The 22,563-nt window shown below is 43.0% G+C and carries 29 protein-coding genes and 8 tRNA genes; 5 read left to right on the top strand and 32 right to left on the bottom strand.

The window, feature by feature from the left end:
- The 10 genes from EPH95_RS15935 to EPH95_RS15890 form a co-directional block, all read right to left on the bottom strand.
- The gene (locus EPH95_RS15935) at positions 1-324 is read right to left on the bottom strand and encodes a hypothetical protein (protein WP_142090998.1); all 324 of its coding nucleotides are present in this window, start codon (positions 322-324) and stop codon (positions 1-3) included.
- Between the two features lie 41 nt (positions 325-365).
- Positions 366-656: a hypothetical protein gene (locus EPH95_RS15930; RefSeq protein ID WP_160141817.1), complete on the bottom strand. Its 291-nt coding sequence runs from the start codon at positions 654-656 to the stop codon at positions 366-368.
- 28 nt (positions 657-684) lie between these two features.
- The gene (locus EPH95_RS15925; protein ID WP_142090996.1) at positions 685-960 is read right to left on the bottom strand and encodes a hypothetical protein; all 276 of its coding nucleotides are present in this window, start codon (positions 958-960) and stop codon (positions 685-687) included.
- Positions 961-967: 7 nt separating this feature from the next.
- Entirely contained in the window at positions 968-1,255 is a 288-nt protein-coding gene (locus tag EPH95_RS15920) for a hypothetical protein (protein ID WP_142090995.1), read from the bottom strand.
- A gap of 265 nt (positions 1,256-1,520) precedes the next feature.
- Positions 1,521-2,486, bottom strand: a complete 966-nt coding sequence (locus EPH95_RS15915; RefSeq protein WP_142091648.1) for a replication initiation factor domain-containing protein — start codon at positions 2,484-2,486, stop codon at positions 1,521-1,523.
- A 94-nt stretch (positions 2,487-2,580) separates the two neighbouring features.
- Positions 2,581-4,038 (bottom strand): FtsK/SpoIIIE domain-containing protein, encoded by a 1,458-nt coding sequence (locus EPH95_RS15910; protein ID WP_142090994.1) that lies wholly within the window; start codon positions 4,036-4,038, stop codon positions 2,581-2,583.
- Positions 4,039-4,042: 4 nt separating this feature from the next.
- Positions 4,043-4,285 (bottom strand): hypothetical protein, encoded by a 243-nt coding sequence (locus EPH95_RS15905; protein ID WP_142090993.1) that lies wholly within the window; start codon positions 4,283-4,285, stop codon positions 4,043-4,045.
- A 55-nt stretch (positions 4,286-4,340) separates the two neighbouring features.
- Positions 4,341-4,730, bottom strand: a complete 390-nt coding sequence (locus EPH95_RS15900; protein WP_142090992.1) for a DUF961 family protein — start codon at positions 4,728-4,730, stop codon at positions 4,341-4,343.
- Positions 4,731-4,764: 34 nt separating this feature from the next.
- Positions 4,765-5,040 carry a hypothetical protein gene (locus EPH95_RS15895; RefSeq protein ID WP_227003947.1) on the bottom strand — a complete coding sequence of 92 codons (276 nt, stop codon included), beginning with the start codon at positions 5,038-5,040 and terminating at the stop codon, positions 4,765-4,767.
- A gap of 391 nt (positions 5,041-5,431) precedes the next feature.
- Positions 5,432-5,617, bottom strand: a complete 186-nt coding sequence (locus EPH95_RS15890; protein WP_405127396.1) for an ICEBs1 excisionase — start codon at positions 5,615-5,617, stop codon at positions 5,432-5,434.
- Positions 5,618-5,846: 229 nt separating this feature from the next.
- On the opposite strand from EPH95_RS15890, the gene EPH95_RS15885 reads away from it, so the two are divergent.
- The 4 genes from EPH95_RS15885 to EPH95_RS15870 all read left to right on the top strand — a co-directional run bounded on the left by EPH95_RS15885 (position 5,847) and on the right by EPH95_RS15870 (position 8,327).
- Positions 5,847-6,212, top strand: coding sequence for a helix-turn-helix domain-containing protein (locus EPH95_RS15885; RefSeq protein ID WP_160141815.1), 366 nt, complete (start codon positions 5,847-5,849; stop codon positions 6,210-6,212).
- 128 nt (positions 6,213-6,340) lie between these two features.
- Complete coding sequence (locus EPH95_RS15880; protein ID WP_142090988.1) at positions 6,341-6,556, top strand: helix-turn-helix domain-containing protein; 216 nt, start codon at positions 6,341-6,343, stop codon at positions 6,554-6,556.
- 148 nt (positions 6,557-6,704) lie between these two features.
- Positions 6,705-7,187: an ImmA/IrrE family metallo-endopeptidase gene (locus EPH95_RS15875; RefSeq protein ID WP_142090987.1), complete on the top strand. Its 483-nt coding sequence runs from the start codon at positions 6,705-6,707 to the stop codon at positions 7,185-7,187.
- A 36-nt stretch (positions 7,188-7,223) separates the two neighbouring features.
- Positions 7,224-8,327 carry a tyrosine-type recombinase/integrase gene (locus EPH95_RS15870; protein WP_142090986.1) on the top strand — a complete coding sequence of 368 codons (1,104 nt, stop codon included), beginning with the start codon at positions 7,224-7,226 and terminating at the stop codon, positions 8,325-8,327.
- 152 nt (positions 8,328-8,479) lie between these two features.
- Here EPH95_RS15870 and EPH95_RS15865 read toward each other — a convergent pair.
- The 9 genes from EPH95_RS15865 to EPH95_RS15825 all read right to left on the bottom strand — a co-directional run bounded on the left by EPH95_RS15865 (position 8,480) and on the right by EPH95_RS15825 (position 9,921).
- Positions 8,480-8,567, bottom strand: a tRNA-Leu gene (locus EPH95_RS15865).
- A 5-nt stretch (positions 8,568-8,572) separates the two neighbouring features.
- A tRNA-Leu gene (locus EPH95_RS15860) sits at positions 8,573-8,657 on the bottom strand.
- Between the two features lie 37 nt (positions 8,658-8,694).
- Positions 8,695-8,769: transfer RNA gene (locus EPH95_RS15855), tRNA-Gln, on the bottom strand.
- A gap of 17 nt (positions 8,770-8,786) precedes the next feature.
- Positions 8,787-8,862 (bottom strand) — tRNA-Asp (locus tag EPH95_RS15850).
- Between the two features lie 55 nt (positions 8,863-8,917).
- Positions 8,918-8,993 (bottom strand) — tRNA-Val (locus EPH95_RS15845).
- Positions 8,994-8,997: 4 nt separating this feature from the next.
- Positions 8,998-9,072, bottom strand: a tRNA-Glu gene (locus EPH95_RS15840).
- A 78-nt stretch (positions 9,073-9,150) separates the two neighbouring features.
- Positions 9,151-9,241, bottom strand: a tRNA-Ser gene (locus EPH95_RS15835).
- Between the two features lie 2 nt (positions 9,242-9,243).
- Positions 9,244-9,318, bottom strand: a tRNA-Asn gene (locus EPH95_RS15830).
- Between the two features lie 153 nt (positions 9,319-9,471).
- Positions 9,472-9,921 carry a SprT family protein gene (locus EPH95_RS15825; RefSeq protein WP_142090985.1) on the bottom strand — a complete coding sequence of 150 codons (450 nt, stop codon included), beginning with the start codon at positions 9,919-9,921 and terminating at the stop codon, positions 9,472-9,474.
- A 106-nt stretch (positions 9,922-10,027) separates the two neighbouring features.
- Here EPH95_RS15825 and cmpA point away from each other — a divergent pair, with 106 nt between their 5' ends.
- Positions 10,028-10,150 (top strand): cortex morphogenetic protein CmpA, encoded by a 123-nt coding sequence (gene cmpA / locus EPH95_RS15820; RefSeq protein WP_142090984.1) that lies wholly within the window; start codon positions 10,028-10,030, stop codon positions 10,148-10,150.
- 697 nt (positions 10,151-10,847) lie between these two features.
- Here cmpA and EPH95_RS15815 read toward each other — a convergent pair.
- From EPH95_RS15815 to acpS, 13 genes are all read right to left on the bottom strand, one after another.
- The gene (locus tag EPH95_RS15815; RefSeq protein WP_142090983.1) at positions 10,848-13,025 is read right to left on the bottom strand and encodes a Tex family protein; all 2,178 of its coding nucleotides are present in this window, start codon (positions 13,023-13,025) and stop codon (positions 10,848-10,850) included.
- 110 nt (positions 13,026-13,135) lie between these two features.
- On the bottom strand, positions 13,136-13,759 hold the full coding sequence (locus tag EPH95_RS15810) for a SpoIIE family protein phosphatase (protein ID WP_142090982.1): 624 nt from the start codon (positions 13,757-13,759) through the stop codon (positions 13,136-13,138).
- Positions 13,759-14,547 carry an RNA polymerase sigma factor SigB gene (gene sigB / locus EPH95_RS15805; protein WP_142091647.1) on the bottom strand — a complete coding sequence of 263 codons (789 nt, stop codon included), beginning with the start codon at positions 14,545-14,547 and terminating at the stop codon, positions 13,759-13,761. Before sigB ends, EPH95_RS15810 begins: the two co-directional genes overlap by 1 nt.
- Positions 14,510-14,998, bottom strand: coding sequence for an anti-sigma B factor RsbW (gene rsbW / locus EPH95_RS15800; RefSeq protein WP_142090981.1), 489 nt, complete (start codon positions 14,996-14,998; stop codon positions 14,510-14,512). Before rsbW ends, sigB begins: the two co-directional genes overlap by 38 nt.
- Positions 14,995-15,327: an STAS domain-containing protein gene (locus EPH95_RS15795; protein ID WP_142090980.1), complete on the bottom strand. Its 333-nt coding sequence runs from the start codon at positions 15,325-15,327 to the stop codon at positions 14,995-14,997. The genes rsbW and EPH95_RS15795 overlap by 4 nt, the downstream gene beginning before the upstream one ends.
- A 119-nt stretch (positions 15,328-15,446) precedes the next feature.
- A complete protein-coding gene (locus EPH95_RS15790; protein ID WP_142090979.1) occupies positions 15,447-16,457 on the bottom strand; it encodes a PP2C family protein-serine/threonine phosphatase in 1,011 nt (336 codons plus the stop codon).
- 14 nt (positions 16,458-16,471) lie between these two features.
- A complete protein-coding gene (locus EPH95_RS15785; protein ID WP_142090978.1) occupies positions 16,472-16,873 on the bottom strand; it encodes an anti-sigma regulatory factor in 402 nt (133 codons plus the stop codon).
- A gap of 2 nt (positions 16,874-16,875) precedes the next feature.
- Positions 16,876-17,232 carry an STAS domain-containing protein gene (locus EPH95_RS15780; protein WP_142090977.1) on the bottom strand — a complete coding sequence of 119 codons (357 nt, stop codon included), beginning with the start codon at positions 17,230-17,232 and terminating at the stop codon, positions 16,876-16,878.
- 45 nt (positions 17,233-17,277) lie between these two features.
- On the bottom strand, positions 17,278-18,081 hold the full coding sequence (locus tag EPH95_RS19705) for an STAS domain-containing protein (RefSeq protein WP_142090976.1): 804 nt from the start codon (positions 18,079-18,081) through the stop codon (positions 17,278-17,280).
- 235 nt (positions 18,082-18,316) lie between these two features.
- Entirely contained in the window at positions 18,317-18,574 is a 258-nt protein-coding gene (locus EPH95_RS15770; RefSeq protein WP_193557032.1) for a CopG family ribbon-helix-helix protein, read from the bottom strand.
- Between the two features lie 250 nt (positions 18,575-18,824).
- Positions 18,825-19,961: an alanine racemase gene (gene alr / locus EPH95_RS15765; RefSeq protein WP_227003946.1), complete on the bottom strand. Its 1,137-nt coding sequence runs from the start codon at positions 19,959-19,961 to the stop codon at positions 18,825-18,827.
- A gap of 153 nt (positions 19,962-20,114) precedes the next feature.
- The gene (locus tag EPH95_RS15760; RefSeq protein ID WP_142090973.1) at positions 20,115-21,152 is read right to left on the bottom strand and encodes a LolA family protein; all 1,038 of its coding nucleotides are present in this window, start codon (positions 21,150-21,152) and stop codon (positions 20,115-20,117) included.
- Positions 21,153-22,111: 959 nt separating this feature from the next.
- Positions 22,112-22,474, bottom strand: a complete 363-nt coding sequence (gene acpS / locus EPH95_RS15755) for a holo-ACP synthase (RefSeq protein ID WP_142090972.1) — start codon at positions 22,472-22,474, stop codon at positions 22,112-22,114.
- Positions 22,475-22,563 lie beyond the last annotated feature (89 nt).

Genomic DNA, 22,563 nt, shown 5'->3' with positions numbered 1-22,563 from the left:
TTAATACAACGCCCGAATATAAACGGGGGCTGCAATCGTATCAAACTTTCCATCCTCATCTTCATCTTCAAGTTCCATGCGTGTAAATGTTACCCCTATATCTTTCTCTTGCTGATCTTCTTCATCAACATCCAAGATCGTTACGCTAAAATGTTCCCCCACTTGATACTGTCCATCCTTCACCTGCTCAATCATTTGTTCTACAATCTTTTCAGTAAGATTCCCACTAAAACGCTTTTCTGCAGGCCCTAACATGCGCTCTAAATACGGCTTATTCTCCAAAACAATCACATTTTCATGATACACCATTTCTTTGGAACCCAATGTAAATGCCTCCTTCAAGATTTGTAGCCATAAAAAAATCACTAGCCAATGGTTTCTAGGGACTGAAATTCCATGTGTTGAACCCTTTGTTCTGCTTCCGCGTCTTCAGGCGGGTCTAGGCTTTCCGATGGGAAAAAGACTGCCTGCATCGTTTCAAAAGCACCATTCACCTTCGCTCGAAACGTCAAACGTACCTGCTCATAGACATATTCACCCCATGCTAATACGTCTTCCCTCATTTGCTCTACCACATGTTCAGCTACCTCGATAAGATCTAATTCCCTTAAGGCATTTAACATGCGATCTGGATTATTTAGGACAACACTTTTCATGATCATCGAAATCCTTCCTTCTTTTTATTTATCGATCCGTAACATCCATGCTTAAATAATGAAAAGCCTTTGCATCATCTTCATTTGCTATACCAACATCCTCATCGATATAATGTTCCGTTAAAAAATGAAAGCAATAATAACAATCGCCATTCATTCTAATTTCAACCGTTTCACCAATGGCATGATGAAAAGCATCATCCATAAGGTAATCGGTTATATACTCGTATTGATTCATCAAACGCTGCTCCTCTAAATCTCGAAACAAACCCTCTTTATTATTCACTTTAACGATCAAACCCATATGATTGTCATCCTTTCAATACCTCTAAATCATAATCTTTGTATATCAGAACTTTTCGGTTTTCGCCTGTATCCTCGTGTTCATCTTCAGGATCTGTCACTAAAAATGAAAAAACATACCTACGTTTTTCTTCGTTCATCTCAAAAACCACTTCTGCTTGAATGGCTTCACCATCATTCGCCTGAGAGGCATGATCCATGATTTGCTGACGGATATTATCCGTTTCATCATGGCAATTCAAACGCATTAATTCCTTTTTAAACGCCCCTCCATTTTCTACAACAACGCTTGTCATTGAGCATCCTCCTAAAAAAGCAAAATCGTGCGCTTTCGTGCGCACACGACGACCAACATGGCATGTTGGATGGCGATTTGCCTTCGGCGACCCTTGCAGGGGGCGAAGCAAAAAAGGAAAAAAAGTGTCTTTTCTTTTTTGCTCACGCAACAGGGTGTTGGTATCAGCACCGTGTCAAGGCATAAATTCCCTTACGGTCAGCCATTTATACTTGACACTCACGCTTATATCGTGCGAATAAACGTTTATTCTTGCTAGATTTGCATCAGCAAACCATATCTTCTTTTTTCGCCAAGTAAACATCCAACATCTTCTGGTGTTTATCGGCTAATTCCGCATCGATAATCATGTCTGATAATTGTTGTTCATCCGATGCCATGTCATATTCATGCACCATCTTTATCGACGGCGAACATGAACGAATCAACCAATTAAGCGTCTTTTCATAAAAATCCTCTTGCGGTTTTTGATATAGCTGAAGTTTACCAACGTCACCTAAGAACGTTTTCCAAAACGCACTTGTTTTCCATGATTCTTTTAAGTTTTTGTCTCTATCAACAAACCGCAAATAGTTATGAACAATCGAAAGGGATACGTAACGTAAATCTTGATGCTCAATTAACTTTTCTGCTGCCACCTGTGCCCGATCATCTTTCAACCGCAATTCATAACGATTCCATTCCCCAATGTCTTCAACATCACGATCATATTTTTGGGCCTGCTCGTAATTCTTTTCATAAAAACAGAGGTACGCATCCGATTTTTTTGACCCAAAATATAGGGTCGTTCCGCCTTCCGTTTCCTTTTCAATATTGAAGGAACCGTTATAATCCGTTTTACGAAATCTCGTTACCACTTCACCCCTTTTAACCTTCTCCAATAAAAAGGGCACTGAAAAATACGTTTTCGTATCATCCAGTGCCAAATCTAAGCGTGTGAAAGATCCATTATAATTCATACATTCCTGAAAAAAATCTTGCCATGTCTTTTTTCTTGTTTTTAAGAACGTTTCAAATTGCCGACAGCCTTGGCCAGCCATTTCAACAAGAATGCCACGATCATCGTCCGGTCTCGAATAAAAAACCTTGATATGGTCTAACTGAAATGTGCCAACATAACCGTAAAAGCCGGAATCTTTCTCTTGCATATAATCTTTTTTCAGATGCACCACGTTTTCGAGGATCTTATCAACGTCATGTGTTTTGAAACTTACCCGGATATAGTCAATCATCGCCGTCAAATCGGTTTCTACGGCATCCGTATTTTTATTATTATCGATTACTACCCCCTGTTAGCTAGGGGGGTTCGTAACTGGTCGTCATCCGCTACGCTCCTTCCTCCCGTGCATCGTCGTCCGTTCCACGAGCTACGCTGCCGCTGGCGCCTGCCGGCGCCGACGCTCGCTCCACTCCCGCCGATGCACGACCGATTTCTGTTAATAAGTCATAGCCCTTTGGCACAATGGGCGTGTAAAATTCGGTAATGACGGACGTTCCTGTATCCGCATAGCCACGTCCTTTAATGCCTCGATAACTAAATGTTTTATCCACGTCGCCAAACATCATGCCATAACCCGATTCACTCATTTTCCCTAACGCTACACGGAAACTGAATTGGTCACGAATGCCATCGGCAAGGTACTTAGCGTCGGGTCGTTGTGCCGCAAGGATAAGGAAATAGCCCATCTGCCGACCAAGCATGACGAGCTGTTTCATATACTCCAATGCCTTCATTTTGTCTTGCGGCTCTAGCATTTCCATAAACGCTACAAATTCATCGAACACAATAAAAACGGGCGGCAACCCGACGTCAGCGTAATTGCTGCCCGTTTGGTAGTCAGGCAGTTGTTTCATATCTTCCGACCGTTGGTGCATGGCTTCGACCGATTTCCGCAACGTCATCATAATCCCATTGCTTTTGGAAAAAACCGTTCGTTCGGGCATCACCGTTTCCAAATCGGCTAAGTCTGCTTTCTTCGGGTCTAAGATACGAACATCCGCACCATATGCCACTAACGATTGGATCATCGTTAGGATGAAGTACGTTTTACCGCCACCTGTACCACCTGCGATCAGCATGTGCGGCATCTTGTCGAATTCCCAATAGACATTATTCATCAGCTTCATAGAGCCGTCATGAACCGTTACATCATTAATGGAAATTCGATTTTTCTGCATGTCGTACAACAACTTATACTTCACAAAGTTTTCTTCCACTTCCTGTTCGACGAGATTACAGAACAACCCATTTTCCAATTCTTCACCAAGCTTTAAAAATCGATCTTGAAACCGGCTCATATCCAATGCTAGACGCACATACACATAGCCTTTCTTTCGCTTATAATAGGCTTTGGGAAAATACGTGATCTTATCTTTATTCACTTTCTTTTCCGTCAAAGCCCAGGTCGAATCCACCGTTTTTTTCTCTTTCTCCATAAAGTTATTCGATACAAGCATCCGTGCGATTTTCTGTATATGCAGCGTTTTCTTAAAACGCTCATAAAAGAAAAAATAAGCCATAGCAACGGCTATCGCTCCAACAACAATACTTACGGCCAAACCTAAGCTTAAATACATCCAATTCCATGCCTGTAACTCTATGAGCGTGTCTATACCCAACCAAGAACGCCATTCCATCAATCCTTCCCAAAAATAGACCGCCAACGTTAAAAGGAAAACAGGCATAAAAACCCCTAATCCTGCACGTAAAACGGCATATTCATCATTTGGCCGTATCCGATGCCCACGGTATTTCCACAACCGTTGTTTTACATCAATCACCATCACCTCACGAGCTATCTGCTGGAGACCAGTTACCATCAGCAAAATAGTACCAACAGGTGCCGTTCTTAAAATAAACCTTTAATGAGTCACCTCTCACACTCGGTTCAACTTTCACGATTTCTGATAACGTGTATGCTTTCCTTTCGGTCACATTCATATGTCGACTATGCTGCGCATAAGCCGCCAACAAAAACTTATACTCTCGATCACTTAAATGTTCAGCTATTGGTATCTTCTCTGTTTCCAATGGAAACACTCCTTCATATAAAAAAGCGCACCAGTATAAAACCAGTACGCTTCGTTTATTTCTTTTCTGCCCCTGCACCAACAGGCTCATTGATCGGCTCTTTGGGTGTTTTCTTGCCTACTTCCACAATGTCTTCGGCTTCCACTGTCCAAACGACATTCGCAAAGCCATTTCCAGAGGCTTGCGCTCTTGCTCGAATGGTTGGATTTTTTAATTCTACCAGCGCATTAAAATCAATGGCCTTTTCATCAACATAATCAGGTACAGTTACTTCAATTTGTTCCCCTTGCGTTGAAGATGCCAAATTATATACTCTTGCTTGTAATTTTCGTTCTTGAAACGTTTTGTCAGGGTCGTATTCTCGTCTTTCTCTAGCCATCGCCATAAAAAACATATCCCCAAACGTGACTTTTACATCAGGCTTGATTCCACTTCTAAAATTCATCTATAATTGCTCCTTTATATTTTGGTACTTTCATTTATTCCACATGGACGGAAACAAATTCTAATGGCATAAAATCCTCATAATTGGCTTCCACAAATCCATCCTGTTCAACAGCAATAAGCGTGCAAGCAATGCTTACATTTGTATTTCCACTCAGCCGTTCAGCATCCCGAACAATATAAATCTCTCCTAAAGACAAATGCTCATCATCCAAAGCTTCATAAATGTTGTCCAAATACTTACTCATAAACATTGAGATATCATTTTCCTCAAACAAGGCTTCCATATATTTGATATTTGTCAGAAACACCTGCAAGCGATCTACTCCTATCGTGTAAGGATCGTTATTTTAGTACCGCTCCTATCATGGCGCTTATCAACTCGCTACATATACGATCACGGCGAATTTATAGTAGGTAATGTTTATCACCATTAGGATGGGCTACTCCATATTCACCCCCTACAGCATAGAGAAAAGTGCTTAGCTGTGTCACACTCATACTCACGCCTAGTGACAAATCTGATCAGATACGTTACAATAAAGTTGCGAAGCTTTTTGTAGGGCGTATCTGAGCATTTTGCCAGATGCGCTTTCTTTTCTATATGTACTTTTCAAAGATCATCTTCCTTTCAAAACATATTGCAACCTCATACATAATCGCTTCACTCTAACCATTTACCACCCCCTTTAAAGTATCAACTTACATGGCGCTCTTGCCTTGATAAATAAATCGTTCATTAAATTTATTTCTATTCACCTTACCTTGAATAACCATGTATCCTTCTTGTTTCATTTCCGCATTCAAATCACGAATGATTCGATAAGCTTTCTGTTCACTTACTTTCATAATCCGTTGAACATCTGCCGGAGTATAAAATTCTGCCAATGTTTCCACCCCCCTTTCCATCCATCTTAGTATGCATTTTAAATCGTATATTTTACTATGTCAATGACTTTATAGTATTTTTTTCGTTTATTTTTCCATTTTGATATTAATGTGTACATTCGAACTTTTTTCGATTAATGAATACAAACGCAACTAGCGATGGTACAATGAAAAAAACTTCAATTTAAAAGGAGTTCACTTTCTTATGTCATTCAAAAAAAGATTGAAAATGGCACGCATCAACAAAGACCTAAAGCAAAATGAAGCCGCTAAATTACTTGATATAACAAACTCTAACCTATCAACATATGAACGTGGGATTGCTGAACCCGACATTGAAACGCTAAAAAAGATAGCAGAGTTATACGAAATCTCTTTAGATTATCTTGTTGGCATCGATAGTGATAAAATCGAAGGTCATTTCTCTCACCCTTTAGACAATACATTTCATGAGGCCTTAACTGAAATGAATACCACCGATATTCACATCCTTTCCAATGAAGATATTGACGAAGAAACAGCTAGAGCCGTCAAAATAGCATTGAAAAATGGAATTAGAATGGCTGACGAGATGTTAAACAACGAAGACAACTAATCACAGTCTTATCCAAATCTCATATTCACATATCCAATTATTTATTATGAGGACATTTTGTGTCCTGTTAACCTTAGTTTATAGGACATTTTGTGTCCTGTCAATACTTTTTTGGAGTGTTTTTATTTATGCCTACTCTAGGAGAAAGAATTAAACAAATAAGAAAAGAAGAAAACATATCTCAACAAAAACTAGCCAATGTCTTAAAAATTACCCCTCGTCAATTAAGACGATATGAAAATAACGAATTTGAACCGAATTTAGAAACTCTCAAATCTTTAGCTGATTACTTTAATATATCCTTGGATTACCTTGTTGGTCGCTCTAATAATCGAAAAAATTAACTTAAGAACGTTCTTAACAACAGGGTAATAATGTCATGTTGTATGTAACGAACAGGAAAAACAGAAAACAATAAGGATAAATACCAATTATTGCCACAGGAACTCATGTTTGTTATATTTGAGAGGAATTAAGGATAGGAGTGTTTTTATGACATCTAAAGAAATTAAAGCAAAATGCGAAAACATTCACCATTTCTATCGACCCAAAGACATTTACGACTTATGTTCTCAACTTCACCTTAACATTGTCGAGACAGACCTTGGGCAAGTTGATAGTTTGCTTCAACAGCAAAATCATCTATTTTTCATTCACCTAAACAAAAACGCTGAATATAAAGAAACAGCTATCGCTCGCTCCATTGGTCACTATCACCTACACATTTATTCATCTTATTTTCAATTGACAAATTCATCCATTAGTTTAAGCCATATTGAAAACGTACAGGGTGATATATTCGCTTCAGAACTTTTACTGCCCGATCATCGTATATATGATAATATCGAAATGATAAAAGGCAAAAACAATAATGAAATAGCCATTTACTTTAAGCTACCTCTATACACTATTCACTTTAAGCAAGAAAGTATTAAAAATATTATTAAGAACCGTTCTTTTTTTGCCTTTTTATAAGAACACATATTCTGTTCGATGAGGAGGATTTCAACTATGTCCATCCAAAAAAGAAACGATGGTAGTTACCGTGTTAACGTAGAACTAGGAATTGACCCAATCACAAATAAACGTAATCGCATAACTCGTGTTGCTTATTCAAAAAGAGAAGCCATTGACTTGGAAAGAAAAATAACCAATGAGCACAAAAACAACACTTTAATTACTGAAAATCTGAGTTTCAGTAAAGTTTGCTACGCATATACGGAAGAATGCAAAATACACCAAAAACCTGGCACTTACAAAATTTTAGAGTACAATATTAACAAGCACATTTTTCCATACTTTAAAGACAGTTTGCTAAAAAAAATATCCTCGGAACACATCCGAGAATATCAAAAAAACCTTATTGATCAGGGGTTGAACAATAAAACCATTAATAACATCATGATTAATCTAAGTGAAATATTCAACAAAGCACTTGAATTTGAAGTGATCAAAAGCAACCCCTGCATAAACGTAAAAAATCTTAAACTCAACAAAAAAGAAATGAAATTTTGGACACCAGATCAATTTAAAACCTTTATTGGACTTATCAAAGATGATGAGTTTCTCTTTAAAACATTTTACTCCCTTGCCTACCTTACTGGTATGCGTACAGGTGAAATGCTTGCCTTAAAATGGAACGACATTTCTACATTTAATCGTGAGATCAATGTTTATAAAACACTCACTTACATTGAAAGAGAAACAATTATTACAGAACCTAAAACGAAAAATGCCATTCGCCGTATCAACATTAATCAAAAACTGCTACAACTACTTTTTGAATGGAAGGAAAAACAACAAAACCTTTTTGCCAAACTACGAATGAACCATAGCAACGACATTTACATTTTTCAATATCGTGAAAACCCACCATCTAAAGATATTTTCAGTCGTCGCATCCGCAAAATATGTGAGAGAGGTGATGTAGAACCCATCCGACTACACGATTTACGGCATTCACATGTCGCTTTACTCATTCATCAAGGTGAAGATCACACAACAATCAAAGAACGTCTTGGACACGCTTCTATTAAAACGACCATTGATGTTTACGGGCACCTTTTCCCTAACAAACAAAAAGAAACTGCTGATCGTCTAGATGATCTTTTCTAATAAGCACAATCCGAACAATTCATTTTTTCCAGTATATGTAAATGATTTTTTATGTCACATATATGTCACACGGGCGCATGAAAACAATTCCCTTATTAAAAACACCAACACTTTAAAATATACCGTAAGTGTTGGTGTGTCAGTGTTTGTATTGGTGCGGTCGAGTGGACTTGAACCACCACGGGATTTAACTCCCACTAGGCCCTCAACCTAGCGCGTCTGCCATTCCGCCACGACCGCGAGAATGGTGCGGGCGGTGGGACTTGAACCCACACGTCGTAAGACACTAGATCCTAAATCTAGCGCGTCTGCCGATTCCGCCACACCCGCTTATTGCAATGTGTCCCCAATCGTTTGCGGGGGATAATGGCTGGGCCAGCTGGATTCGAACCAGCGCATCTCAGGACCAAAACCTGATGCCTTACCACTTGGCTATGGCCCAACAGTAAACTTAAGAAATGGCGGGCCTGACGGGAATCGAACCCGCGATCTCCTGCGTGACAGGCAGGCATGTTAACCGCTACACCACAGGCCCTTTTTTAATTAAAATAACGATGAAACTTTTCGTCTCTCGTTCAACCGAGTAGACATGGTGGAGGGTGACGGGCTCGAACCGCCGACCCCCTGCTTGTAAGGCAGATGCTCTCCCAACTGAGCTAACCCTCCGAAATGGTGACCCGTGCGGGATTCGAACCCGCGTTACCGCCGTGAAAGGGCGGTGTCTTAACCCCTTGACCAACGGGCCATATCTGATGTCAGAAGCCGGATATCAGAACGCAAACTTCTTTCCTGACCTCTGGTACCTGTTTTCTGTATTCTGGAATGGCGGAGAAGGAGGGATTTGAACCCTCGCGTCGCTTGCGCGACCTACACCCTTAGCAGGGGCGCCTCTTCAGCCACTTGAGTACTTCTCCGCTGGCTCCGCAGGCCGGATTCGAACCAGCGACGGATCGGTTAACAGCCGATTGCTCTACCCCTGAGCTACTGCGGAATGTGGAATAAGTTGCTCGTTCAATTGCGACAAATACGATAGTACATGAAATGAATAAGCTTGTCAACACATTTTCGTGATTGATTTATATGTATCTCGCTTCAAGCGACCTTTTATAATGTACCATATGAATATGGTGTCGTCAACGCTCTTTTAGGATTTTTTTAGACTTCCTTGACAAACCCCGCAAACATAACGTTTTGTATCCATCGCTCGCTTCCGCGGATATACATGGCCGCAATCTTTACACCGATAATGATATTTGACCGGCAATGTTTTTCTCATACCAGGTATCGTTTGACAATGCCTGGATCCGCCCACCTTTTGCAGCAAGCGTTTAAAATCTTTGTCTTTATGTTGATAGCCCTTACCCTCTATGTGAAGGTGATAATGGCAAAGTTCATGCTTTATAATCGCCTCCAGTTCTTCTTGCCCGAAGTGTTCCTCATGCTTTGGGTTAATTTCGATGGCATGGCTTCTAAGCATGTAACGCCCACCGGTTGTTCTCAGCCGGGAGTTAAATCGAATCTGATGCCGAAACGGTTTCTGAAAATAACGGATGGACAACGCTTCCGTGAAGCGCTGCAGTTGCTCGTCGTTCATCTTGCTCGTTCCTTTCAAAAGAGTAAATCGTGCTCAACGTTGACAAACCTCGCGACATATAATAGGGGAAAGCCTTTAAGGTCTCATGAACAAGGAGGGATCTCAAGTGCCTTACTGGCTAAAAAAACAATTGGAAAAAGCCTATTATGAAAAAAATCGCTATGAGATTGTCATGCTTAACCAATGTTGGTACGCTTATTTAAAGCGCAATGCCCAACAGGCGCTATAACGGTGGAAAAGACGACACAATCCCTTTCATACATCATACCATTCCAAATGCCACTTTTGGTAGGAAAAACCTGCAACTACTGAAAAACAATTCTATACAAAAAAACAGACCCGTTAATTCCAGATTGAGGGATATCGGGTCCGTTTTTTAAAAGATAGGGGAGGTAATGACTTTTTCAGTCGCCTCGTTTTAAAAGGTGACTTTTTTTATGCAAAGAGAGAGGATTCCAGACCTAAGACTGGAAAATCAGAGGTGAATAGTCCCTAGGAGACGTCTAGCGGACTCGATCTGTGGTTCGGAAAAGGAAAAATCAAGCGCATCGAGTCCCCAGAGGGGCGGTCTGAGGACTGAAAAAGGAGAAACCGTGCGCGTCGAGTCCTCAGAGGGTCAGTCTGAGGACCGGAAAAGGAGAAACCGTGCGCGTCGAGTCCCCAGAAGGGCGGTCTGAGGACCGGAAAAGGAGAAATCGAGCGCGTCGAGTCCTCAGAGGGTCAGTCTGAGGACCGGAAAAGGAAAAACCGTGCGCGTCGAGTCCTCAGAAGGTCGGTCTGAAGACCGGAAAAGGAGAAACCGTGCGCGTCGAGTCCTCAGAAGGTCGGTCTGAAGACCGGAAAAGGAGAAACCGTGTGCGGATTTTTATGAAAATGCAATGCTAGTAATTTTTCAGCAAGCTTATGCTCACGCAGGTTTTTTATCTTTATTGGTTTTCTTTTATCATCGTTAGGGCAATTCTTCCCTTCTTCAAATCAACGTCTTCCACCCAAACGGTAACGATGTCTCCAACAGCGACCACCTCTTGCGGATGCTTCACAAATCGGTTCGCAAGCTTTGAGATATGCACGAGGCCGTCTTCTTTTACACCGACGTCTATGAATGCGCCAAAATCGACGACATTTCGAACGGTCCCTTGAAACTCCATCCCTTTTTCCAAATCCTCCATGGCCATAACACCCGTTTTCAACAACGGTTGCGGCAAATCTTCACGAGGGTCGCGGTTCGGACGGGCGAGTGCTTCCGCGATATCTTGCAATGTCATTTCCCCAGCGTCCAATTGCTGCGATGCTTCGGAAATATCAAGCTGCTCTACTTTTTCACGGATCGTATTTGACCCTAGAGCATCCTCGAAAACATCCAGCTTTTGTAACAACTGTTGGGTAACTTTGTAGCTTTCCGGGTGGATCGGCGTTCGATCGAGAGGTTCATTTCCGTCTGTAATTCGCAAGAAACCAGCTGCCTGCTCATATGTTTTTGCCCCTAAACGAGGAACGTCGTTCAATTGTTTTCTCGTATTGTACTTTCCATTATCTTCACGGTACTTGACAATTTGATTCGCGACGGTTTTATTCAACCCCGAAACATGTTGGAGCAAGCTTCGCGAGGCTGTGTTCACATCGACTCCTACTTGGTTGACTGCTGTTTCCACAACGAAATCAAGGGAGCTGCCCAGCGATTTGGCACTCACATCATGCTGATACTGGCCGACCCCAATCGATTGGGGATCAATTTTTACAAGTTCGGAAAGAGGGTCTTGAAGTCTTCTCGCGATCGAAACCGCGCTTCTTTCCTCCACTTCCAACTCGGGAAATTCTTTGCGGGCAACTTCTGAAGCAGAATAAACACTTGCACCTGCTTCATTAATAATGACGTATGCTGCATCGGAACCTGATTCGGAAAGAAAATCCGAAACGAACAATTCCGTTTCCTGGGAAGCCGTGCCGTTCCCGATGGCCACCACTTGGCAATTGTACTTTTCTAACAAGGATTCCAACGCTTTTGCTGCTTTTTCCTTTTCATTTTTAGGGGGTGTGGGATAAAAAACACCGGTTTCCAACATTTTCCCGGTTTCATCAATAACCGCCCATTTACACCCGGTCCGATATGCAGGGTCAATGCCGAGTACCGTTTTTCCCAAGAACGGTGGTTGCAACAATAATTGTTTCAGATTGTCCGAAAAAACACGAATGGCCCGACTTTCCGCTTTTTCGGTCAGTTCATTTCGGATCTCACGTTCAACAGCAGGGGCAATTAAACGTTTATATCCATCTTTGATCGCCGCCTGAACCGCAGGGACAGCCGGGGAGCCAAACCGCTTAATGATGAGATTTTCGATTTTGTTGATCAAAAATGAAGTGTCGACATCCACTTGCACTTTTAGAACGTTTTCCTTTTCTCCCCGATTCACTGCTAAAATCCGATGTTCAGGCATTCGGTTCAGTCGTTCGGAGTAATCGTAATACATTTCGTATGTCCCGGCTTCGTCTTCCGCATTTTTTTTGCGTGTCGTCTGTAACTGTCCATGTTGAAACGTTAGCTGGCGAAGGCTTTGACGAACGGCCGGATCGTCTGCCGTCCATTCCGCTATAATGTTTTGAGCACCTTCCATCACAGCGGCCCGATCGTCCAGCCCTTCCTCCGGATTAATATATGTATCAGCTTCCTGTTCCACATCGATCTCGCGCGGCAATTGAAATAGCTGTGTTGCAAAAGGCTCCAATCCCTTTTCTTTGGCAATCGTTGCCTTTGTGCGTCTTTTTTGCTTGTAAGGGCGATAGATGTCCTCTACATCCTGAAGCTTGGACGCGGATTGAACGGATTCGGCCAGTTCCCCGGTAAGTTTTCCTTGTTCGTCAATTAAGCGAAGAACCTCCTGTTTCCGATCATGAAGCTGGTTCGCATATTGCCACTGATCCAGCACTTCCCGAATTTTCAGTTCATCCGCATTTCCGGTCTGTTCTTTTCGGTAACGGGCGATAAAAGGAATCGTATTCCCATCCTCATGCAAATCAATAATGGCTTTTACGTATCGTTGTTCTATTGTTATGCCGCGGGCAATTCGCCCGGTCGTCTTTTCCGTATCGATCGTGACAGTTTCCAACGGTCATCCTCCTTTTATTAGCTCTTTCCGTACGGGGAGCGGTTCCACCGATTCAGAAAGATAAACATACGAAAAACCGCTTGTCTGGGGTCGACAAAACGGTTACTGGGTTACGCTTTTTCCTTCATGTGCCCGGATATAATCGTTATGTCATCTTTACAAGCCGCATCATTCGAGACTACCATATTTTGCACAAACTCGGAAGGCACTTCAGCATATTGAGCGAAACGATCTCTCATATTATGGACTTCAGCACCATCGGAATATAAGACAAACGACACTTCCGAATCAAAAGGATAGTTGTACATTTTTGGTTTGAGTCGACGCCCGGAAAGAAAACCGGCGGCAGGAATCGGGCGATAACAACCCTCGTCATCAATGTTTAGAACACAACCAGCATTTCCAACGTTGCCATAGAAAACGTTTTTTGAAGTGTAATCGATTTTTAAAATCGTCACCACGGCGCCCCGTTCATGGCTGAGCGCTTTATTGCATGCAGAGAACAGCCCTTCAAGGCTTGTGCCGGCATGCTGGTTTTCGATGGTGTTTACAACTATACGAGCCGAACGGTTAGCGTTTTCCCCACTTCCGAGGCCATCTGCGATGGCAGCGAGAAAATACCCGTCATTCTCGCTCATATAGTAAGCATCGCCACATATCGAGTATCCCTGTTTTTCTTTTTGATATACAGCTGTTGTCCCTTTACGATGATCCTCTGTGATAATGCCGGTCATCACAAACACTCCGATGGTTCAACGCGGATCGAATCGCGCAATTTATTAAGCGCCCGCCGTTGTAGACGGGAGACATGCATTTGCGAGATCTCCAAGCGTTCGCCTGTCTCTTTCTGACTTAGGTTATCAAAATAGGTGCAACGCAAAATTTCTTGTTCGCGATCAGTGAGAACGGTAAATGCCTTCTCTAAAAGAAGGTGTTGATCGGTTTTCTCATAGCCCTCTTCCGTTGAACCAACAAGGTCCAACAAAGTTACCTCGCTGCCTTCAGCATCCGCTTCAATGGAGCGGTCGACGGAAAGCGCTTGATAGCTTTTGCCCATTTCCATCGTTTCCAGCACTGCTTCTTCCGTAACCTCCAAATGCTCAGCGATTTCTGCAACTTGAGGCGAGCGCTGGTATTCAGTCGTTAACTCTTCTACTGCATTTTTGATCCTCGGCCCTAATTCTTTTATTCGCCGGGGGACGTGAACGCTCCACGTTTTATCCCTGATAAACCGCTTGATTTCACCCACAATGGTAGGAACGGCGAATGACTCAAATGATCGTTTATAGGAAGGGTCAAAACGGCGGAGTGCAGCAAGTAAACCGATCATGCCGACTTGATAAAGGTCGTCATCGTGGCCTTGGCTCCGGGAAAATTTACGCGCAAGTGATTGGACGAGGGGGTCGTAGTGCCTGATTAACTCCGTTTGAATCTCCTCTGTCGGATTTTGTTGAAAGCTTTCAATCCAACTATAAATTTGCGCTTCATCGATTTTTGTTGATTGTTTCTGTTTCGATTCCATTGGTCCCATGCGCTACCCCATCCTTTTGAAAATACTTCTTCATTACAATGGCCACGCCTTTGTCTCTTTTGATTTGGACGTCATCCATTAATGTTTCGATAAGGAAAAGGCCCAGGCCTCCTTCATTAAGTTTCTGGATAGGTTCATCTGGCTTAATCGGACCCCTGTATCTTTTTAGCTCTTCTACATCCACGTTTCTCCCGTCATCCGAAATCTTGAACTCGACAAATTCATCATGGACATGAAATCGCAGGGAAATTAAACCTTCGTTTTCGTAAGCATGATCAACGACATTCGTACAAGCTTCGGCAAGCGCTACTTTTATATCTTCAATTTCATCATAGGCGTATCCAACTCGATTCGCAACCCCTGAAGCCGTCAGCCTGATAATCCCCACATATTCAGGTTTGGCAGGCACCTTCATTTCAATAGTCTCTTCGTACAGTGTCATTTCCCTGCACTCTCCCTTCGCTCCTCAATGTCGATCACTTCATCAAGCCCGGTGATCGAAAAAAGACGCTGCACCCGCTCATTAAGGGATACAAGACGTAATGTTCCATTATTTTGATCCGCAGCTTTCAATGCACCGACAAAGATGCCGAGGCCCGTGCTGTCAATGTAATCGACGCCTCCCAAATCCACGGTGACCGTTGCTCCCGGTTTCCCGGCCAAAGGCATTAATGCTTCTTTTAATTGTGGAGCGGTGTACGTATCAATTTCACCGGAGACAAACATTTTCATCTCATTGGCTAACGTTTCTGTCTTCACATCTAAATTCATGCATTTTCCTCCTCGATGGTGCTTCTCTCGATAATGAATGTTTGTATAAAATAGATAAGTGCCTCTAAAATAAAACGGCCTGATAGGCCGTAATTGTAAATACCCATTATTCTTTTAAGTTAAACGTTTCGCCGTAAAATAATAAGGGTAAAATCATCATGAAGTTGAAAGTCTTGCCATTTTTCCAAATCCCGATAAACATTGTCTACCATTTCCTGCGCACTTTTGTTTTCGTATAGCCGGAGAAGTCTCATTAACTCCTCGCGTTCCAAAAATTCTTCACCTGCTCTGCATTCCGTAACGCCATCCGTCAGCAAAACAACATAATCTCCGGGTAAAAGCGGCAGTTGATACTCTCTGTATTGGGTGTTGCGTGAAATGCCAAGGGCCAATCCCTTTGCGTACAATTCCTCAAATCGGTCTTCATCGAAATGATAATAAAAACCAGGTTCATGGCCTGCACCCGAATAAGAAAAAAGGTGTGTACGGAAATCATAGGATGCATACATCATCGTCACAAACATGTGATCAGCAATATTCTGCACAACGGTCCGGTTCAGGCTTGCCAACAGTTGGCCAGGTTGCATTAATCCTTCCGGAAGACTGTCCATCGCGTATTTGATCATCGACATACAAAGAGCCGCGGGCACCCCTTTTCCGATGATATCTGCAATCGCGATACTGATGCTTTCATTGTCCGGTTGGATGATATTATAATAATCCCCATTCATTTTTGTAGCGGGAACACTGATAATTCCTATGTCCAAACCTTCGTTTTGGGGAATTTCATCGGGCACAAATGTGTCTTGCATGTTCGCTGCCACATCAATTTCCGATTCCAATTCCGACTGTCTTTGTTTCAAGATTTGGTGTTCACGGTACGCCATCCCGTAGCCGATCATCACTTCCAACAAAAACTCGAAAGATTTCCGTGTTTCCGGTGACAAATCAGAGTATAATTCTTCAATGACTTCTAAGTGAATGCTTACAATTTCTTCGGGCGAAATGTCTTCTTCAATGACTTTTTTACTGAATTGCTGCGCATCATACAGGCTTTGTTCACTTTTTTGATGGAGAAAATTGTAGAGAATTTGTTTATAACTGCTTTGTAGTACTTGATACACTTCCATCTTCGCAAACCTCCCTACCGAAGCCATTTAATTACAGTAATGATTGTCCCCTTGCCGGGCTCGGATTCAATATCAAACTCATCCATTAAACGCTTTACCCCAGGCAGCCCCGCCCCAAGTCCGTTTGACGATGAATAACCATCTGTCATCGCGTCTCGCAAATTTTCAATGCCCGGCCCCACGTCACGAGCTACAATTTTAACTCCTTTTGAATAAGCTTTCTCCGCCACGTCCAAATCAATCACGCCGTTGTCTGTATATAAATAAATATTGCGTGCGAGCTCCGATATGGCTGTTGCTATTCGAGCCTGGTCCACATTGTTGAAACCCATTTCTTTTGAAAGCTCTCTTCCAGCTTGACGCGCCGATACGATGCCCCATTCCGTCCCAATTTCAACAGAGGATTGCACACGCATGATCAACCCTCCAATTCCTCTTGCAATTTCTCAAGCCCTTGCTCCAAATTTAGTGCTGTAGGAACATCGGTTAATGTGACTCCCATCTCGACCAACGTTATGGCAACGCTTGGTTGTATGCCGGTCAAGACAACTTTCGCACCCATTAGATTGGACATATCGACTACATCGCCGATGACTTTTGCAATATAAGAATCAATCATTTCAACCGATGTCAAGTCCACAACGATGCCCTCGGAACCTTCTTTATGGATCTGGTTTAACAGATCTTCCTGGAATTGCAGCGCTGTCTGGTCATCCAATTCTACTTGGACAGAAATCAACAAATACTTTCCAAGTTTTAGTATCGGTATTTTCATACTATATACCTCCGTGCTCTCGTCCGGTTGTTTTATCCTCCCGCTTTATGCGCGCGGCAATTCTTTGATTTCACGATTCGTTATTTCCATGGCTGCTTCGACTCCCTTTTGCAGGGTGCTTTTTGTCGAGAAATTGCGCAAATCGATGCCAAGGTTAACGATCGTTTGGGCAATTTCAGGCCGAATTCCGACGAGAATGCATTGAGCCCCTACAAGCCGAACTGCTTCATACACTTTAATAATATGGTGGGCAACCATCGTATCCACGACCGGAACTCCGGTAATGTCAATCAGCACCACTTGGGCACGGTGCTCGACAATGCCTTCCAATAAATTTTCCATGATATGCTGGGCACGCGTTGTATCAATCGTACCGATTAAAGCCATTACGCTTATATCATCGAAAACGGGGATCAAGGGAACGGATAACTCTTTGAGGGCATGGTTTTGCGAGTCTATAATATTTTCCCTCGTCTTCGCGGACTCGTCCACCAATGTACTGACCAAATCGTCCATCCGAGCCTCAAATTCCATCAGACTTTCTTCCGCGTATTCTACAGCCAAATCATTTCTAAGCAAGCGCCGCAAGGAATGTAAACCGCGAATAAAATTTCCCAACGGGAATCCATAATGAATTAAACGGTCTGCAAGCCGCCGCAACCGAGCTTCCAGTCCTTGCTCTTCGGTATATAAGTCATTTAAAAGGATGTCTATCATTTCCATTTTCAGCTCATCTGCCAGAGCTTCCGATTGTGCATCATTAAATGCAAGTGGATCAAAGTCTGCTTTCCATCTAGTAATATAATGATCCTTTCTTTGATAAATAAAATCTATAACCGAAGAACTCATCCTTATTCCTCCCATATTGCAATCTAAAACCTGAAATTCGCATCTAAATTAATTATTCCATTCTTTATACATAAACGCAAACCTTGCGCACAGCAATATCTAAGGCAAAAACATTCTACATTTGACCTTTTCCGGACAGTAAAAAAGTTGCCCACGATCATGATCGATCGCAGCAACTTGTTTGCCGTAGGGGTCGCCTTATAAAAGAACTATGAGAAAAATCAAGACGCAAACACTAAAATTGCACCCCTCTAATATGCGTATACTGAACCTGTGATTCTGCTTCCTCTTCCAACTGAAACGACTCATCGGCAATGTTCAAGTTAATGGTGGCCATCTCAACATAGCCCCTTTGCATGGATTCCCGCACAACCTGCTTACGCTCATGCAAATACTTTGTTGCCGCTTGGTGGATAAAATCACTACGGTTTAACCCATCGCGTTTTGTCATTCGGTCCACCTCTTGTAATAAATAGTTAGGAAGGCTGATCATAATTTGCCTAGCGTTCTCCTGAGACAAGTCGGATACCCCCTGCACACACCAGTCGCACACGTTCTTTACGTACTCTGTACATATAATAGCATCCTGCCCGCTAATTTGCAAAAACAGATTTTTTCCACCTTGCCATCAAAACTACGGATACTTAACAGTACAATTCGACGTGTTTCGAATAATTCCTGCATACACTCAAAATTAATTCATAAATTTCAGGTGCAGTAAATGGATATCCAGGAGCGGACGTTCACTGATAAATACGAGGAATCCTGCTGTTTAAAGTACAAGGAATTTCGTACGTAATGGTGGAAAGACGTTCTGATACTTCTTCTATGCTGATTTCTTTATTTCCCTGCTTTCCGATTAAAGTCACTTTCGTTCCGAGCGGGGCTTCTGCAGGAAGCCTTATCATCATTTGATCCATACATATTCTGCCAACAATCGGACAGCGCTCCCCTTCCACGAGCACTTCTCCCCCGTTTGTCGCGTTTGCCCTTAACCACCCATCCCCATAGCCGATCGGCACCGTACCGATCCACTCTTCTTCGCTAGCCTGATACGTAGCGCCATAACTGATAGAAGTTTCCGGCTGGACTTTTTTTACATGTGTCAACCGGCTGTGCAGCGACATTGCCGGTTTTAAAGAAACCGGAATATCCGTCGCGGTCTCAACCGCGGGGACAAGGCCGTACATTGAGATGCCAAAACGAATCATATTATAATCGTTTCCCGGATATCGCAAACTTGCAGCACTATTGCTGTAATGAATATGAGGGATGTTTCCGACTGTTTCTTTTGCCAGCTGAACATACGCTTGAAAAGCTTTTAATTGCTCGGTCAGGTAATCGCTTCCCCATTCATCTGCGGTTGCCAGGTGCGTGTAAATTCCGGTCATCTCAAACTTTTTGTCCGCTTTCAGCATCTTTGTAATGTCCAACAAAGACTGTTCATCCGTTAATCCAATTCTCCCCATCCCCGTATCACATTTAAGATGTACATCTAACGGAGGCTCGGGATCAAGGTAGCTACTTGCCTCCACTAACCACTCACTTTGAAAAACTGTAATCGAAACGCGGTAATGTTGGGCCACAGGAGCATCTTGAGGGTTGATACGGCCTAGCACTAAAATTGGGGCGTCGATCCCTGCTTCTCTTAATTCCACCGCTTCTTCCAAAAGAGCCACGCCAATCCACGTCGCTCCTGATTCAATCGCCATTCTCGCAACGGTTACCGCACCATGGCCATACCCATCCGCTTTCACCACAGCCATTACGTTAACATCCGGATGATGGAGCGTTTTTACTGCTTTGATGTTGCTGGCAATTGCTTTTACATCAACGTCTATCCAAGTGTCTCGATACTGATTGACTCGATAAGTGTCCACAATAAATTCTCCTTGTTTTACCCAACTATTCATTATTTATTATTGGACGCTTCATCATGGATGTCAACGCCTTATCGTTCATCTTTTAACAAAAAAGACCCAGAATACAACTCTGGGTCCAGCCGGTCTTAGCTTTCGTTTTCAATGCCGGGATTATTTTGTTGATGTAGAAGTCATTGATTCCGCGATCGCGGACATCTCCTCGGACTCCAGCGAATCAGAGGCGATGATAAATTCAATCCCGTCACTCGTCCACGTCAGTGTTTCTTCGGACATGACACCTACAACGTCTCCTAACACTTCAGGTTCTCCATGCCCCAATTCTGTCGGCGATGTTCCGGAAGCGGCAGAAATGCTTGCCGGCTGTTGAATAATGGTGAATGGTTGGTCGCCTTCATAGGTTAGAATCACACGTTTCCCTACATCCGTCTCCACTTCTTCACTTTCGGCCAACTCCGTGTTTGACGGTTCATGGGAGGGCATAAACACGTCAAAACTTGTAGCCTCTTCTTCCTCTTCAACTGCTGCCGGTTCTTCTCCCTCTTCCTCCTCGGACTCCATATTGGCATCCATATCGAATTGTTCTCTTTCTAATGTCTCATCGAGCGTAAAGGAGTCGAAAACAACTTCCACTAGCGTATTGTAGTCTTCGTCAAACACTCGAACCGCGTGAGGGGACAAATCATCGCTATTTAGCACAATTTCTTGCTGATGAAGGTTTTGATTTTGATAATTCGTGCTCGTTTCAAATACATACTGATTTTCTTCCACGGCAAATTCCCGTTCGGTATCTGTTAAAATATCACCGATTAACGATTCATACAAATAAATTTGGCTGTTATTATTCGGCCAATCGCTTTGAAACCGAAAGCTTTTATTCAGTGCCGGGGTGAGCAGAAAAACACCTTCGTCATTTCGCAGGATCATTTGATTTTGTTCCTCATCTTCATTTTGCAGTTCCACGCGATAGTACCTGTTTTCATCGTTTTGCATATGCGCAATTTCTACCTCATATTGCCGCGGCTCTTGTCCTGTTTGCATCGTCATCGTCGCCTCCGCCTGATAACCGTCCATCGTCTGTAACGTCTCATCCAGCTCCTCAATGACTTCTTCTTGTGATTTGTCACCGCAAGCTGCCAGCAATACGACTGAAGCCAATGTAACCAAAGATAGCCATCTTGCATTTTTCACCGAATATCTCTCCTTTGTCTCAGTTGTAACGACAAAGGAGGGTACCTTTATGAGCAGCTGTTTAAAGATCAATAATGCAAGTGGTCGGGGTGAATCCTCTTAGTGGGTGACATTGCTTTCTTACCATCGCGATCCCCCTGCCCTTTATGCGCGGGCGACAAGCGTAATGGCGCGAAAGCAACTACCGTCTTGCCGCAATGGCACAAAGAGATAGCTAAGAATCACGTCCCATACTAATTACGACTCCCTTTTATCCATCAACCATTATGGCAGCACCCCGCAATCCAAGACATTCAAATGAAATAACATTTTTTTTTGCCATTTCCGCCCCTTCCACTTACATGACAGGCCCCTCCTAACCGCAATACATCATATGAGACAACCTAAGCACTTATGCCGGCTCGTCTGAAAGAGAAACATTAACGCTGAAACTAAAAAGGGGGCTGTATAGGCCTAGTGGGTGATGACCACTCATTTGTAATATGCGTCGCCACCCAATGATTGTGGCGCCGAACGTGGGCGTGCGGAAGAGGGTAGGTCTCCCCAGCGGTTGATGGAGACCTAACGCGAGATGCATATATTGCAAAATTCGGCTGATAAAGATACGGCTATGAAACCCCGCGTCCAGTGTTCGCATTTCGGGAAAGGACTTTTAAAAAGTTGTACTAGTGTCGTTTTTCGGATGTTCTATTTAAATAACCCTATGTTTCTTCGTTCACAGAAGATTAGGAGACGTGGTCAAACGATCTGAAATCGGAGCGATCGCTGAAATCAGATCGTTGGGACCCTTCTATCGATCTGAAACTTAGGCGGCCGCTAAAAACAGATCGATGGGTTCCTTCTATCGATCTGAAACATGGGCGATCGCTGAATACAGATCGATGGGAGACGGCGCATGGTCAATTAACACGAGGTTCGACCGGTTTCTTTCGCTCCTTCACCGCCACGCCCTCATTAACTTACGCTCTTTCCAGAATGACCTGGCCGATTGCATAAGCGTGAGAATGAGAGATCGAGGCGTGGACACGGATCGACTCATCAAGCTTTGGGCAAACAAGCATGGGCGCACCGTTTTGGGCAGGAAAAACCTCCACATCTTTCCAGTTGACCGCTTCGCCGATCCCGCTTCCATTAGCCTTTGCGAATGCTTCCTTAATGGCGAATCTGCCGGTAATAAATTCGATTTTTCGTCGATCATTCATCCCATCCAACCCTTTTCGCTCTTCCACTGTTAAAATTCTTGTTATGAAGCGAGGTTGCCTTGAGATGACGGCTTCGATTCTTTTACATTCCGAAATATCGATGCCGGTCCCTACAATCATATCTTCTCCTCCTCATGTTCTCTCTCTCATTCGATCATGAATATCGTCATATGGTAGAATATTAGGAAACGTTGGAGGCAGCAACCACT

It is taken from the genome of Salicibibacter halophilus, from assembly GCF_006740705.1.
Classification (GTDB): Bacteria; Bacillota; Bacilli; order Bacillales; family Marinococcaceae; genus Salicibibacter; species Salicibibacter halophilus.
The sequence above is the reverse complement of the archived record's forward strand: the minus strand, read 5'-3'. Positions and strand labels throughout refer to the sequence as shown.